The sequence below is a fragment of the Methanospirillum hungatei genome (assembly GCF_019263745.1).
Taxonomy (GTDB): domain Archaea; phylum Halobacteriota; class Methanomicrobia; order Methanomicrobiales; family Methanospirillaceae; genus Methanospirillum; species Methanospirillum purgamenti.
Window position 1 is genome coordinate 389,218 of record NZ_CP077107.1, and the last position, 16,285, is coordinate 405,502.

At 36.7% G+C, this 16,285-nt stretch carries 14 protein-coding genes; 10 read left to right on the forward strand and 4 right to left on the reverse strand.

Features of this window, described 5'->3' with window-relative positions; all coding sequences use genetic code 11:
- Positions 1 to 147: 147 nt before the first annotated feature.
- From KSK55_RS01910 to KSK55_RS01945, 8 genes are all read left to right on the forward strand, one after another.
- Positions 148 to 1,248, forward strand: a complete 1,101-nt coding sequence (locus KSK55_RS01910; protein WP_218607963.1) for an AAA family ATPase — start codon at positions 148 to 150, stop codon at positions 1,246 to 1,248.
- A 4-nt stretch (positions 1,249 to 1,252) separates the two neighbouring features.
- Positions 1,253 to 1,927 carry a DUF4276 family protein gene (locus tag KSK55_RS01915; RefSeq protein ID WP_218607964.1) on the forward strand — a complete coding sequence of 225 codons (675 nt, stop codon included), beginning with the start codon at positions 1,253 to 1,255 and terminating at the stop codon, positions 1,925 to 1,927.
- Positions 1,928 to 2,628: 701 nt separating this feature from the next.
- Entirely contained in the window at positions 2,629 to 3,237 is a 609-nt protein-coding gene (locus tag KSK55_RS01920) for a transposase (RefSeq protein ID WP_218607965.1), read from the forward strand.
- A 287-nt stretch (positions 3,238 to 3,524) separates the two neighbouring features.
- Positions 3,525 to 4,154: a type I restriction endonuclease gene (locus tag KSK55_RS01925; protein WP_218607966.1), complete on the forward strand. Its 630-nt coding sequence runs from the start codon at positions 3,525 to 3,527 to the stop codon at positions 4,152 to 4,154.
- A gap of 150 nt (positions 4,155 to 4,304) precedes the next feature.
- Positions 4,305 to 4,688, forward strand: coding sequence for a DUF4258 domain-containing protein (locus KSK55_RS01930; protein ID WP_218607967.1), 384 nt, complete (start codon positions 4,305 to 4,307; stop codon positions 4,686 to 4,688).
- A complete protein-coding gene (locus KSK55_RS01935) occupies positions 4,689 to 4,934 on the forward strand; it encodes a type II toxin-antitoxin system MqsA family antitoxin (protein WP_218607968.1) in 246 nt (81 codons plus the stop codon).
- A 219-nt stretch (positions 4,935 to 5,153) separates the two neighbouring features.
- Positions 5,154 to 6,632, forward strand: coding sequence for an IS66 family transposase (gene tnpC, locus KSK55_RS01940; protein ID WP_218607127.1), 1,479 nt, complete (start codon positions 5,154 to 5,156; stop codon positions 6,630 to 6,632).
- 475 nt (positions 6,633 to 7,107) lie between these two features.
- Entirely contained in the window at positions 7,108 to 8,034 is a 927-nt protein-coding gene (locus tag KSK55_RS01945; protein ID WP_218607969.1) for a PEGA domain-containing protein, read from the forward strand.
- Positions 8,035 to 8,046: 12 nt separating this feature from the next.
- Here KSK55_RS01945 and KSK55_RS01950 read toward each other — a convergent pair whose 3' ends face one another.
- Together KSK55_RS01950 and KSK55_RS01955 are read right to left on the reverse strand one after the other, a co-directional pair.
- Complete coding sequence (locus tag KSK55_RS01950) at positions 8,047 to 9,237, reverse strand: ammonium transporter (protein ID WP_214418466.1); 1,191 nt, start codon at positions 9,235 to 9,237, stop codon at positions 8,047 to 8,049.
- Positions 9,238 to 9,459: 222 nt separating this feature from the next.
- Entirely contained in the window at positions 9,460 to 10,782 is a 1,323-nt protein-coding gene (locus KSK55_RS01955; RefSeq protein ID WP_218607970.1) for a PAS domain S-box protein, read from the reverse strand.
- A 151-nt stretch (positions 10,783 to 10,933) separates the two neighbouring features.
- On the opposite strand from KSK55_RS01955, the gene KSK55_RS01960 reads away from it, so the two are divergent.
- The gene (locus tag KSK55_RS01960; RefSeq protein WP_218607971.1) at positions 10,934 to 12,283 is read left to right on the forward strand and encodes a COG1361 S-layer family protein; all 1,350 of its coding nucleotides are present in this window, start codon (positions 10,934 to 10,936) and stop codon (positions 12,281 to 12,283) included.
- A gap of 22 nt (positions 12,284 to 12,305) precedes the next feature.
- Positions 12,306 to 14,549: an efflux RND transporter permease subunit gene (locus KSK55_RS01965; protein ID WP_218607972.1), complete on the forward strand. Its 2,244-nt coding sequence runs from the start codon at positions 12,306 to 12,308 to the stop codon at positions 14,547 to 14,549.
- A gap of 490 nt (positions 14,550 to 15,039) precedes the next feature.
- Here KSK55_RS01965 and KSK55_RS01970 read toward each other — a convergent pair whose 3' ends face one another.
- A complete protein-coding gene (locus KSK55_RS01970; RefSeq protein WP_218607973.1) occupies positions 15,040 to 15,552 on the reverse strand; it encodes a hypothetical protein in 513 nt (170 codons plus the stop codon).
- A 47-nt stretch (positions 15,553 to 15,599) separates the two neighbouring features.
- The gene (locus KSK55_RS01975) at positions 15,600 to 16,277 is read right to left on the reverse strand and encodes a DUF4013 domain-containing protein (protein WP_214418472.1); all 678 of its coding nucleotides are present in this window, start codon (positions 16,275 to 16,277) and stop codon (positions 15,600 to 15,602) included.
- Positions 16,278 to 16,285 lie beyond the last annotated feature (8 nt).

The following is a 16,285-nucleotide window of genomic DNA, read 5'->3' on the forward strand; positions in this document are numbered from 1 at the left end:
AGGAGGAGAAAGGGTGAGAGTAATGATAATCCCTACAAAATAATTATTATTAAATCCTACAAACAAAAAGAACCTATTAAAAGATTAGAACTCAGAATATTTAAAAATCGAATTTGGAAGGATTGGATCATTAGGATATCATAAATAATGACATTACATAGTCTCGAGTTAAAAGGATATAAATCCATTAAAGAAATTTCAATTCAGTTTAATCCCATTAATATTCTCATTGGTGCAAACGGAGCCGGGAAAACCAATTTCATCAGTTTTTTTAAATTATTAAATTCAATCATTGATAACCGACTACAACTAGATGTAAGAAAAGAAGGAGGAGCAAATGCGATCCTTCATTATGGAATCAAAAATACAGAGTATATAAGTTCAAAAGTATCATTTGGTCCAAATTCATATTCATTTGTCCTTGATAGTACGAATAATGATACTTTTTACTTTTTAATTGAACATGCGAATTTTCATAAGGAAGGTTATGGTCAACCCTACGATGCATTATTAGGTTCATCAGGACATATTGAGAGTTTATTAAAATCGCGTTCCATAAATAATCAATGCCCTGTCTGTTCACATATTATTGATTCTATCAAAGAATGGAGAGTTTACCATTTTCATGATACAAGTTCCACTGCGTCAGTAAAAAAGCCAGGTAACATCAATGATAATGCCTTTTTTCGTTATAATGCAGAAAATTTAGCTGCCTTCCTTTTTTTATTAAAGCATCAATATAATAAGATTTATGAAAATATCCGGAAAACAATTCGTATTGTATTTCCATTTTTTGATGATTTTTATTTAAGGCCGGATCCGTTTAACGAAAATGTAATAAAATTGGAGTGGCATGAAAAGGGTTCAGATTATCCCTTTGGAGCTTACAATTTATCTGACGGGACGTTACGATTTATTTGTTTAACAACTTTGTTATTGCAACCAAAAAAGTATCTACCATCTGTAATCATTATTGACGAACCCGAATTAGGATTACACCCATTAGCAATTACAATACTTGCTTCATTAATTAAAAATGCAGCTTTGAACACTCAAATAATCATATCGACACAGTCAGTGAACCTTGTAAATCATTTTGATGCCGAAGATATTTTAGTTGTTGATCGGGACAGAGATCAAACCAGAATTAATCGCTTAAGTTCTGATTTATTGGAAGACTGGTTAAAAGATTATAATTTAGGAGAATTATGGGAGAAGAACATCATTGGCGGGCGGCCCTCCTGGTGATATTGTGATCCAATTGTTACTATTTGTCGAAGGAGATAGTGAGGAAATATTCATTAAAAATGTTATCAATCCTTATCTCTATGATAGAAATATCAGAATCACTCCAACGAAAATTACAACGTCTATCAAAGAGCGAAAATATCAGGGAGGGGTAGGAAATGCTACCTTTGAAATATTGAAAAAAGATATTTTGAGGTTTAATAGTAATCAAAGTTATTGTGGGTGTTTCTTTGATCTATATGGATTAACCTCAACATTTCCTGGGTACGACTTAAGTAAAAATGAAAAAAATCCATATAAACGTATTGAATTGATTGAAAAATCGCTATCTGATATTATTGATATCCCCACTTTTATTCCATATATTCAACTTCACGAATTTGAAGCACTATTTTTCAGTGATATTGAAAAAATAGATGATAACTTATCTCACTATTCCGGAATATCACAAAAGAAAAAGTTAAAAGAAATTCTCTCACACTTTCAGAATCCTGAGTTAATTAACGATTCCCCTGTGACTGCTCCTTCCAGGCGATTAAAAACATTATATCCAAATTACCAAAAAATGCTTCATGGTATACATATTTTTGAAGATATTCCTTTATCAAAAATGAGAGAACGATGTAAACATTTCAATGAGTGGCTATTAAAAATAGAGAATTTGTCTCCTCTCAATTAATTCTCAGGTATGCATGATCATTATCAGTAAATAAAAAATATTTATTTCGCAAATAATATTTACATGTCATCTGATGATTAGAGGTTGTCCAATGAGTCCTTCTACGAATTAATCTTTTTAAATTTTCAACCATTCGCTATTCTTTTTGAAGATCGTTAAATATCGCTGCACGTACTTTTCGGTACCTTAATACAGTTCAAAAAACTGGCCCACATGCTCTGTGTTTCAGAAGAAGTACAAGATTTATTCGAACCTTCAATATTGAATAATCTTATTCCAATTACTGAATTGCTCGCAATGATGGATTTTTTCAGAATTGTAACTGAATTGCATGAACATCTTAACTATGCGCATTGTAGAAAGTGGATATATCCTCCCATTTTATTGTTTAAACTACTTTTAGTCCTTGCATTTCGCAAACAATCTTATCGCCGGTTAGTTAAATCTTTGACTATCGAAGATTGCATTACTCTTGGCATTCAAGAAATGGAAAATGGAGAATTTCTCATCCCTTCTGCAAGTAATGTTCATGATTTTGCTTATAATCGTCTTGGATTAGAATTTTTTACAAAATTATGTACCTTAATGGTACCATTACATCTCAAAACATTCAGAATGGACATGGTATGGTCGATTCAACCCCTATATAAGCTTCAAGGTATGATCAATTTGCGGATTACAATCCCCATTATTCATGTAAAATGTATAAAATGCATATCTTCCATTTGAATGAGTTTCCTCTTTTTGAGATTTTCTCTGAAGGAAATGACCATGATGCCCCATATGCAATTCCATTAGCAGAGGCGGTGATTAAAATGAATCCAAGTATGACCACCATTCAACTCGATGGTAGATACGATTCATTTGCAATTTATACGGGATATTGGAAAATGTTTAGAATTCTACCATTAATTGCTCCAAATGAGAATGCTGTAATAAACAAAGATGGAACTATGGAGAGGATTGATCATTGGCTCAATAAAATGTGGAAAAAAGGGGGCAATATTCGTGATTCAATTGAAGATAAACTACTTTTTCTCAGTAATAATGGCAGAGAAAGGCAAGTTGGAATGTTTCTACGCAATCAGAATATAATAAAATCAGATTTCAAAAATGAATACAAATCAAGAGGCGATTGTGAAAGAACACATTCGCATATGAAACGGATGTTCAATTTTCGGGTAAAATGGATTCAAAACCGGTCTAAAGAATTTTATATCGCTTTAAACTTTATTGCTTATCAAACAGTATTACTGGCAAGAATGTTCAATAACGCAGCAGACATTCAAGATTTATCTAAATATTATTAATTCCATAAAATCACCATTTTTTCTATAATAGCGGATGCTATTTATTTCTTTTAGATAAATTCTTAATTATAGCAGGATATCTAAACAAAGTACAGTCAATCCAAAAAAAGAACTCACAAATTAGAAAATAGATTCCCATCTTTCTCAAAATTTCGACAGTTGAGAAATTTTGGAAGCGTTTTCTGTCCAGTCAAAAATCCTTCATTGGACAACCTCTAGAATTAACCCGTATCTCTACATTCAAATCTGATACTTATATAGTGGTGCACGACTGATATTTGTCAGGAATGTCAGATCGGTCAGAGTATCTCACCAGGAAGGAAAAGATAGATCCCCTTCTTTTTGAACAAGGGTGGGATGTCTCTGATCGCTCTTTTGTCCGGGTAGAGATTGATACCAAGCAATCTGATTTTATCTTAAAAGAATATCGAACGGTTTCTGAAACCCTCAAGAATGATGCCGAGAGTAAGTATGCAGATTATATTCTTCTTGATTCCGCCAGTGCACCTCTTGCTGTCATAGAGGCTAATCGAACCAGCAAGGATCCGCTTGTCGGTCAGAAACAGGCAGAAGAATATGCTGATGATATCCGTTCTCAAACCGGGCGTGATGTCTTCATCTTTCTTACCAATGGGAAAGAGATAAAGTTCTGGGACCGGAGCAGGGCTGGTGTCAGGACAGTCTCTGGATTTTATTCACGACGGGATCTGGAGCGGATCAGGTTTCAGAATGAACATTTGATGTTTGAGGCTCCGGTGATCGTGAATACTGATATTGTTGATCGGGGCAAGAACATTGAGAATGTCAAACATTACGGACATTACCCATGTCCGAATAATTACCTGAACATATCTGGCCATCATCAATTCTCTTATGATTTTCAGTTATGGCATTCAAAAACGCAGAATTTGTGTTAGAAGTATTCGGACATATTCGGACATCCACATATGCTGGGAGTTCACATAAGAAGAACTCAATATGATGTTAATCGCTGAAATATCGGCAATTATTCGATTAATTCATTCAGACAACTTACGACCTATTTGGACATTCACAACGGACATATCATGAGACTTGCTCCAGAACAAAATCTGACATCGACACTCTTTGGGACCGGTTCTGGTCCGGAAAAACCAGAGGATAATAGTATGGAACTATCTGATAAAATAGACAGATTGGTTGATACCCGCTCAATAATTTTCTCCTCTCATGCACGAACCAGAATGTTTGAACGGGATATTTCATCAGAGGATATATTGCCTATCCTGACTAATGGAGAGATCATTGAAACATATGAGGACGATACCCCATGTCCTTCATATCTGATACTTGGATACATTCACGATACTGCAATACATATTGTTATTGCAGTATGTGTAGATCATATTAAAATCGTCACCGTATATCATCCGGATGACCGGTGGACTCACCATAAAATAAGGAGACAATAAATGAAACCTGGACTCTGTCAGTTTTGCAAAGGCACTATGAAAGAAGGAAAAACCGAATTCATTGCCCATGTTCGGGATCAGGTAATCGTTATTAAGGATGTACCCGCCTTTGTATGTGAACGGTGTGGGGAAGCATGGTTTTCGTATGAGACCTCAGAAAAAATCGATAAAGTCATGCATGATGTTCATGCCGGAAGAATCTGCGTCCGCCCTCTAGCTGCAGGAGAGATCGAATTACCTGCCTGATTTTTTCATATTTTTAAATCCATGACCGAATAATCAGCATTTCGAATCGAATTTTTTTTATTTGATAGTGAATTCAGTAAAAATATGTAACTATTCAGCCGGTCTCAGCGCCCTTATCCCGTCCATCTGAAAACCTACTCTAATATTAGTCCTCTTCTTCTAAAAATTCATTTTTACCGAAAGATCTTTTTATAATGACTATTAACGTTAAATTATCAAATGGACTTTCCAGAAGAACTCAAAGCCAAAATACTTGAATGTCCTCCTGAAGTAATTGCATATATTGTTCACCTACATGAAAGAATTGATCAATTAGAATCCAGAGTCAAAGAACTCGAATCCAGGCTAAACCTCAATAGTCGAAATAGCGGAAAACCACCATCTTCTGATGGGTATGCTAAAAAGAATCGAAATAAATCAGATTCTCGAAAGAAATATCCGGGAGGTCAACCCGGCCATAAAGGGACAACCTTAAGGCAGAGTCCTCATCCAGATCATATCGAATATCATAAACCTCATGAATGCTCCAAATGTGGACATAGCCTTGTTTCTGGAAAAATACTCGGCATTGAAAAAAGACAGGTTTTTGATCTTCCCCCTCCTCCCACAATCGAGATAACAGAACATCAGTCTTTCACTATCTGCTGTCCTCATTGTGGTTTAAAAACATCAGGGGATTTTCCCGAAGATGTTACACATCCAGTTCAATATGGATCCAGAGTCAAATCTTATCTGACCTATTTTTCTCATCATCAATTAATCCCTTATGAACGAGTAACTGAAATCTGCTCAGTTCTTTTCGGTTTTTCTGTTAGTCCTGGAACAATCGTAAATTTAACTCACAATCTAGCGAAGAAATTACAATCATTTAAGGATGATATTGTAAACGTTCTTCAAAATGAGCCCGTAATCCATAATGATGAAACTGGAGTCAGAGTAGAAGGAAAACTTCATTGGCTTCATGTGACCTGTACTCCTAACCTAACTCATTATTCCCTTCAGAGAAAAAGAGGTAAAGAAGGAATGGATAATATTGGAATCCTTCCTGAATTTCATGGGATTAGTGTTCATGATTTCTGGGGTCCTTATCTTTCCTATTCCTGCGAACACAGTTTTTGTTGTGCTCATATTATCCGAGAACTCATCCGGGTTGAAGAAGAAACCTCTCAAAAATGGCCTTATGATCTTATTGAGTTATTATTAGGGGCAAAAGAAAACAAAGAGATATTTCATGGAGTTGGGGTTCCTATTCCTCCAATCATTCGTACCAGTCTGATGGAGTCATACGATGAATTGATACAGATAGGACTGGATGAAAATCCTCCACCGGTTGTAGATGAAGTAAAAAGGGGCAGGAAGAAAAAGGGATTTGTACGAAACTTACTCGAAAGGCTAAAAGAGTGGAGAGAGAGTGTGTTGAGATTTATAAATGATCCTCTCGTTCCATTCGACAATAATCAGGCCGAGAGAGATATTCGTATGATGAAGGTAAAAATGAAAATATCAGGTGGATTTAGAAGCTTCGATACAGCCAGTGCGATTGCTCTGATCAGAAGTTACATCTCAACTATAAGAAAAAATGGAATTAATGTTATTGAAGGAATTGTTTCAGCATTTCATAATTTTCCATGGTCACCAAATAGAACCAAAGATATTAGTGGAGAGTCGTTACTCTCTCAAAATCTTGCATTAGCCTAAGCCGACTGAATAGTTACATTTTTTTTATATTATCTATTGCATGGCATATTTTTATATAATTCTGAATGCGAAAAAAATTGGGGGGATTGATGAGATATGTAGAATGGCACTTCTCCTGTCTATTCTGCCTCATCATCTTCATCGACATCACCTCCTTTTCAGAATTTTCTAATTCCTGTAAACTATCTTCTTTTCTCATCTTTTCTTTTTTATGGGAAAATTCTTTTAGTGAGCATATTATATTTCTATAGTAGAGACGTTTTAATTCATCACTAAGTAATATTTGTAGGATTCATCTTTTTAATATAATAGCTTGTATTCGTACCCCATGATCTTGAATATCGATTCCTTTATTTTGTGACTCGGTGTATTCCCTTATCAGGGAATTATTGTGGGCATAATGAAGGGACCTATTCTGGTTTTTTTTGTCATATTATTTCTTACCGGAAATTTTTCAGTACAGGGTGAAGTACAAATGAATAGTCAGAATGGAGGATCATATTCAATTACATCTGTTCCACCTGGTGCCTATGTCAAGATTAATGGTATTCAAATAGGTATTACTCCGTTATTATATATCCCAAATTCTTCAATATTGGTTCCATTTTCATTAGACATAGGCAAACCAGGTTATTATAATATTACTTTGAATGTTTCACAGTTAGTTCATTCTGGTGCTCAAGAATTAATCTCTCTTAATTTAATACCCGTGCCAAAAACCGGAGAAATTCACATAACCTCTCACCCGGATGGATGTCTTATCCAATTAGATACAAATAAAACCGTGCCTTCTCCTTATACCTTTACGTCTGTACCAGAAGGTAAACATTCAATTGTTATCAGTAAAACAGGTTACAAATCATATCATAATTCGCAGATACAAGTAGAACCAGATTCACTCACAGCATTACAAATTTACCTTATACCCAATTATGAAAGAAAAGAACTCGTAGTTACTACTTCTCCACCAGATGCTAATATTATTGTAGATGGGATTTACCGTGGAACCAGTTTAAAAAACCTCCCCCTCTATATCGGTCCACTTGGTGATGGTCAACATACCGTTCTGGCAAGATTGCAGGGATACCGTGAGAATATGGCCACTGTATCAACGAAACAGGATTTATCTACAAATTTACATTTATTTTTAAATTCAGTAAATCAGGCTCCCACATCTTCGAGTATCAGAATTAAAACAATTCCAATTGGTTCTGATGTTACATTAAACGGTATCTGGGTTGGTACTGTACCAGAAACCGGATTTTTAATTCTCAATGATATTCCTCCCAACCGGTATAAAATAACACTCTCTCTTACTGGATATCAGAATTATTCTGAATGGGTATTTCCAATTGAAGGAGAAACGATAACTATTGATAAAAAATTAGAGAAAATGATCTGATAATTCCAAAAATTATGAACGGGCTGTTTCACCATGTTGTGAGATATCAAGTCCTACATACTCTTCTTCTTCTTTTACCCGGAGTCCCATAATTCTATCAATAGCCAATGCAAGAATCCAGGTCCCGATGAATGAATAAGCCAGGATAATAAAAGCTCCACCTGCCTGAGTTATCACTTGTTGAGGATTTCCCGCAATTAAACCATTGACTCCACCAATAGTTGCCGTAGCGAAAATTCCTGCTGCAATTGTCCCCCATAATCCTCCGGACCCATGTATTGCCCAAGCATCAAGACTTTCATCCCATTGTCTAGCAAGTCTGAATACTAAGGCGTAATAACAGATGATACCTGATATTGTACCTATGATAAATGCTTCCAGAGGACCGACAAATCCTGCAGCTGGTGTAATAGCACCAAGTCCTGCAATTGTCCCGGAAATCATGGAGAGTGAACTGGGTTTTCCATAATACCAGGAAGTAAGCATGTATGAAAACGTTCCGGCAGCGGCAGAAATATTGGTTACAACAAATGCATTGATTGCAACAGCATTTACTGATAGAGCAGAGCCTGCATTAAAACCAAACCATCCAAACCATAACATAGCTCCTCCCAGTAAGGTTATTGGGATATTATACGGAGAGAGAGAATATTCTCCAAATCCTCTTCTTTTTCCTATAACAAATGCAAGAGCCAATGCAGAAAAACCTGCGCAGATGTGAACTACAATGCCACCTGCAAAATCCAGGACTCCTAATTGCTGTGCCCATCCACCGCCCCAAACCCAATGAGCGACCGGATCATAAATAAAAGTGGACCAAGCTAATCCAAAGATAAGGAATGATGATAACTTGATTCGTTCAGCAACGGCTGATGTTACAATGGCAAGAGTAATCGCGGCAAATGCCATCTGAAATACCATAAAAACCATTTCGGGAAGTTTCTCACCATCAGTTGCAACATTCATCAGGGCAAGTTTATCTGGAGATCCAATAATGCCCATGATATCCGGACCAAAAGAGAGCGAATACCCAAAAAACATCCATTGTAGTGAAATCAGAGCAAAGGATATGAAAGATAGGGTAATCATCGAAATAATATTTTTCCGATGAACCAGTCCAGCATAAAAAAAACCCACCCCGAAGGTCATTAAAATGACAAGAGTTGTACAAATCAGAACAAATGCAGTATCAACGGCTTGCATAACTTTTCACCATAATCATCAATATCATCTATCCAGGATGATGGATCAAATGATAGAAAGAAAATAACTTCTACCACATATAAAGTTATGTTCAATTATATATCAGTAACATATTCATAATTGGTTTCGTAGAAAAAATAATCAAATAAAAATGATAGCGCAGGAACTTTGTAGCAGAGTTAATGTGTAAAAACTCAGTCTATTTATTCATACGGAATATTTTCAGAGATTTTTATGAGGGCATATATCATCTATAATGACAACTCCAAAGATATATGTTGGAGCATTCACTCCTGATGATACTGGAGATTTTTCTATTAATACATCTCCGATACTGCCTCCAGGTTTATAGAAAGGAACAACCATATGAACATGTGACGATTCTTTTTTCGTTACCAGTTCATCATTGCCTTTAATAAATTCTTTTGCAACATTTTCAGGCATAACTTCGGTTACATGTTTTCCAACAACATCTTCCTGCTTTGAATGAATCAGATCGCAAAATGCCGGATTTGCTGTAAAGAAAACTCCATTTTCACCGATTATGAAGATAGGATGAGAAAAATTCGTAAGGAGGCGCTGAATTAAGGTTGCATGGAGTAGTTGAGCTTCTTCTTGTTTTTTCCATTTGGTCATGTCGGTGATAAGGATATAACCACGAACAGTATCGCCAAATGGAACAATTTTTGCTCTGATAGAAAGATAAATCGGTACTCCATCTTTTCGGTTTGCCCAAAACCTGATTTCTTTCATTGAACCCTGATCAATTTCTGCTTCCCGAATTGCCTTCATAAATCTGCCCTTTTCTTCCGGGAGGGCAAGATCTTCGGGGGAGACGTGTGATATCTCATCTGCAGAAAAGCCGGTGATTTCACACAATCGCTGATTGTGAAAAATTACTTTCTTTTTCCCATCAACGAATTCTGAGACGATAAGTCCATCAGAAAGATGGTCCGAAACACTTCTAAAGAATGCTTCACTTTCTCGCAATGACCGGAGTGCTTCTTTCTCTAGAGTTACATCTTCCAGTATGATGGTATCTGCCGAACTTCCGTCATCAAAGATGGTTGGAATTACTTTTCCATTGTAGTATCTTGGTTCTTGTCCTCGTCTGACAATTTCAAATGTCTCATTTTTTGTAAAAATTTTGTCAGATAATTCAGTTAAAAAAGTATGGATATCAGGTTGGGATAATTCTAGCTGATCCAATCGTTTTTGAAGGACTATTTCTCCTTTTATTCCGATGAGATCAAAAAAAGGATCATTTCCCTGGATTATTCTCATATCACGGTCAAGAACAAAGACAAGGTCATTCGTGTAGGAGAGAAGGGCTGAGAGTGGAACTTTGGTTGAAAGAGTGAATACTTTCGCCATACCAAAGGTCCGTAAGTCTATGTGTCCGGCCGCATGTAGAATATCCAGGTAACGCCCGGTTGAATGTTTGTTTCTGCCCAAAGCAGATGCTATCTCAGTAACACTCATCCCGTGTGGATGATTTCTGAGAAGATCTTTGATGTGAGCAAGCTCGTCAGCCAACCGATGCATGATTATTGATTATAATTGGGTACACAAATAAGTTACTACTGTTTCATACACATGTTGGAAACACTTATGTGTTACACATAAGGCAAAGTATTATATGTGCAACAATACCACGACATAATACACAAAGAAGTCGAACTTAGGTGTAACAGATATGTCATATCTTATGAATTCATGTAATATTTCTCGAAAATTACCGGAATATACCCGTGTTTTGAGCATTTTTCTCATTGGGGTATGTTTAGCTGTATTTTGTGCATCACCGGTCATGGCCGGAACAAAATATCTCTCAGGTGAACCAAATCTTTCAGTTGCGATCTCTGGAATTAATGAATTCACTCCGGGAACTACCGTAGAACTTCCCATTCTGATTGAAAACAGCGGGCTTAATCACATGAAGATGGTACAGTCCGGGATTGTTGACCGGGATGATGTACCTTCTACAGCAAAAATGGTCCGTGTCACCCTACTTCCAGATGGCGCTCCGATTCTTGTAAAATCAGATACCCAAATGGTTGGTGACATTTCAGGATCAGAATCCAAACCAGTTAAGTTCCAGATACGAGTAAAGGATGATGGTCAGGCAGGAACGTATAGTTTACCGGTTCAGATTGAATATACTTATCTTGCATCTGCAGAACAGGTAGGAACAGACAGTGTTGTAAACCGTTACAATACAAAGAAACTTAATTTGAATGTACCATTTATAGTTCGTTCAGCGATCAATCTTGATGTTGTCAACGTAACTCCTGAAGATATTAATGCAGGTGGTGAAGGTTTTGTTACCATCACCCTGAAAAACAGTGGTGCTGATACCGGTCGAAAGGCAATTGCAAAATTAACTAGATCTGGAGATTCTCCGGTCGTACCAGTAGACAGTACTGTTTATATTGGTGAGTTTAAACCAGGAGATGAGTTTGAGGCTAAATTTAAAGTATCAGTTACCCGTGATGCAGAACCCCAGGACTATCCACTTGAAGTAATGGTTACTTACCAGAATGCTGATGGGGAAACCCTTGATACAACGGCAGAAAATATTGGTATTCCGGTTGGCGGTAAGATTAAATTTTCAATGGTAAATGATCCACCACAAGTAAAAGCTGGTGGAAAACAGATTGTTGAAGTAGAATATCGCAATGATGGTGATGCTATTGCATACAGTGCAGAAGCTCGTATCAGTGCAGTGGATCCATTCTCAAGTGATGATGATCTTGCGTATCTTGGAGATGTCAAACCTGGTGAAAGTGCTGTTGCAAAGTTTAAGATGACAACGACCTCTGATGCAATTGAAAAGACCTATGGTCTTGATTCAGAAATCAGATATCGTGATGCATTAGATAATAGTCAGATATCCGACACTATCAAAGTACAAGTCATGGTTACAAAGCCAGACGGACTTTCCGCAATAATATCAAATCCAATCGTCATTGCAGTAATCCTGCTGATTATCATTGGTGCTGCATACCGGTACCATACTACCCGAAGGAAATCAGGGTCTGCATAAGGAACCTCCTTGGAGATCCACCATGCGTTCCATTTTTGAAAGTATCTCCAGTCTGATTGTAAATAAACCAAAAATTGTTTTTGGCGTTCTTTTTCTGGTTTTTATTACCTCTGTAATAGGCATGTCAATGCTTACAATGCAGACTGGAAATGATACATATCTTGATAAAAACACCCCGAAAGGGATTGCATTTTCTCATTATGAAGATACATTCAGCCAGGATACCCTGGTCATTCTTATTGAAAGTAATGATCCGTTAAGTCCGGATGTTATCAAATATTTAGATCAAATCTCCAGGCCTCTCCAAAATCTGCAATATATCTCCTCAGTATCAAGTATTGCAGATCTTGTTAAACAAGCAAATGATGGAGAAATACCTCGTTCTTCTGGAGAGATTAAAAAGTTAAAAGAATCGATTCCTTCTGAAGTATTAGAAAGATACATTCCTTCAAACCTGCTGACCATGATGATGATTAAGCTGGATGTGGGAATGACAGAACAAAAACAAAAGAGTGTCATGAATAATGTTCGCTCTTTTCTAGATAGTACCTCACCTCCACCAGGAGTTACTGTTACTTTAACCGGAAATCCAGTATTCCAGCAGGAAATGGGTGATGAACTGAGTAAATCCATGGGAACCCTGATTATGGGAGCTATGGTTCTCATGGTTATCGTTCTTGGACTTCTCTTTGCATATGTCAGTCATCGGTTTATTCCTGTTCTTATTGTAGCCATTGGTCTTATTCTTACCTTCGGGATAATGGGGCTATTTGGAGTAAGTATAAATACCGCGGTAATAGCTGCATTTCCTGTGTTGATTGGACTTGGTATCGATTACGCTATTCAATTTCATGCAAGACTTGAGGAAGAGGCTAGGAAAGGATCACTTGCTGATGCTGTCAGGATGACAATAACAAGAACCGGACCTGCGGTAATGTTTGCAATGCTCGCAACTACTATGGGTTTTATTGCAATGTTCATATCTCCTGTTCCCATGATACGATCTTTTGGTCTGGTTGCGATAATAGGAGTTGTCGTCTGTTATTTCACTTCACTCATAGGAATTCCCCTGATTGCAGTATTAATTAAATATAAACCAAAAGGAAAAATTGGCGAAGAAAAACCAACCAAAGCAGATATGGTTCTTTCAAAAACTGCTGTTGCAATAGCAAAAAATCCGGTTCCTATTTTGATGATAGCGGTACTTTTTGCATTTATCGGTCTGCAGGTTGATTCAACAATACCTATTTCAACAAGTGAACGGACTTTTGTTCCTTCTGACATGCCGGCAAAAATATCGATGGACAAAGTAAGCAGAACTATTGGATCTACTACTCCTGTTCCTGTCCTAATTGCCGGTGATAATGTTCTCTCTCCTGATGTGCTCAAATGGATAGAATCGTATCAACAAAATGAATTAAAATTGTATATGGAAATTACTGGTTCAACCAGTATTGTCGATTATATCAAAATTTATAATAATGGAACAATTCCATCTACCCAATTTGAGATAGAAGAAGTCATCACAAAAATACCGGAAGGTATTAGAAATGAGTTTGTAAACGGACGGACAGAAACAGTCATCGAATTTTCTACAAAACGTCTTGAAATGCCACAACAGGATGAATTAAAGACACAGATGAATAATGATCTGATTCTGCTTACCCCACCTCCGGGAATAAAGGCTTCAATTACCGGAAGTTTTGATCTATTTACCACGCTGATTTCAGATATTGCGGAAAGCAAAGAACAGATGACTTTGCTTGGATTTGTTCTTATCGTTGCATTCCTTGCTCTCATTTATCGAAAAATTCATGCCGTCACTCCCATCGTTCCTATCGTCTGTATTGTTGGTTGGAATGCTGTTGCAATGCTCATTCTTAATATCGATTATACACCAATGACTGCCTGTCTTGGATCAATGACTATCGGAGTAGCTGCTGAATATACAATCCTTATCATGGAGCGATATTTAGAAGAGCGGGAGACTGCTGCAAGTACTATTGATGCCATCAGGGAAAGTGTACGAAAAATCGGGTCAGCCATCATGGTATCAGGATTTGCAACGTTCTTTGGATTTTCAGCACTCATGTTGTCAAATTTTAATATGATCAGTAATTTTGGTCTGACAACTGTTATTGCGGTATTGTTCTCTTTAATCGGAGCTGTTGCAATCATGCCTGCAGTATTATCTGTTCTTGATGAATTGATTCACGATGTTCATGATATAGAAGATCGGGTTCTTCATCATCCTCATAAAGAATAATTTTTTTTCTGATATCACAACTACCTGTAATACCAATCAAATACTCTTGACCAGGAGTGATAAGATGGATGTCAGGATAACATGAATAGGATTCATAATTGCTCTGGTTTAATCCATCTTTGGCTCGTATAAATTTCGAGGTTCTAAAAAATTGAAGATAACAAATCAATTTTGGCAATTTTTAATAATTTTAAAAAAAACCAAGATGTATTATGGTTTGTATAGTGATGGAAATCAGGGACAATAGTATATTTTCTGGGTAAATTTATTAAATATTTACTCGATTGTTATTTTTCAGATCATCAAAACCAACTACTTAGAGAGATGAACGTTTTTCAAATTTGCATCATTTAGAGTTATGATAGTTCCGATATAACCCTGGTTTTAAAACGAATATCTCACTTTCTTTCAGAAAAAATTCCATTAAGCGAAACTTTCCTGATATGGGCTAAGATCAATTACTTGTCTTCAAAAATTGAGAAATAATAGTTTAATCTCCATAATTTAATTTTCGTTTGATTTCTGTCCATAAACTAACCAGAGAAAGGCTAATGAGATTAAGTGTTGTTGCACTGTACCATAGAATAGCTTCAGTCTGGTTAAGATAGATAATCCATCCGGACCATAAAGCAAGGCAAATTATTGAAAAAGTGATAAGGGTATCAAAGGCCAGAAATATTGTCGATACATCCAGGATCTTTCCGAGTTGGGCAAGAGTGCAAAATTCGATTTTATCATCAAGGTTACATATATCATATCCTGCCCTGGTGAGATTCATCAAAAGGTCAGCACCAGCCCATATTATTAAAATCCAACCGAGATAGATAAACAATGGCTGATTATGAATCCCTGATGCCCGAATAAACTGAATTCCGAATAATATTTTAAATAAACAAAAAGGTACGCCAATTGTTAAAGATAAAAATGCAGGGCGGGTAAAAAAAGATGGATCTGGTTTTAGACTCTTTTCCTTCCCAGAACTCTCTTCTAAGTCAGACTCCATATCCTTATGGATATATCCTGTTTATGCTATAAGAAGTAATGAGGGGATTATTCCCCTGATTCTTCATACAACAGGGTAAAGTATCGGGATTCAAAAATGGTGACTAAAGGCCAGAGGAATAATGCAATGATAATGCCAATGTACGGAGCTTCTATTATCAGATTGATGAGCATCCCCAGGATAAAGGAGATAACGTAGATGATAATTAGGGCAATGATGTAGGTTCCCCATCCGATCTTTCCAATTGTCTTTAAAATCTCACTGAAATTGAAGACCTCTAAAAACCGGTTCGTTCGTGCCATTCTGATGATACCGATAGTAAATAACAGGGTAACAATAATCCCAAGGATGATTGCTACGATTACTCCTCCGATGACCGGCATCAGGAGTGGGAGAAAAGCATCAAAATTCAATTCAGTAGTTTCAGAAGTTACCTGATTGATAAATTCCATAAAAACCGGGATAAAGGTAATGACAAGGACAATGATCACCGGAATTGAGTATATGAGTCCTGCAACGAGGTACTTGATTCCATCTATAAACCGTCTGACCCAGTCGTTACAATCTGGAGGGACAGAATTTCCCCGGAATATGTCCATAACATACCCTCCAAGAAGAGGAAAAATTATTGTCCAGACAGCAAGAATAAACCAACGCTTCCAATAACCCCATACTGTATCATGGGTAAATTGTGCTGCATCTAACAGTGCATTTTTATAATCCATAATCTGTC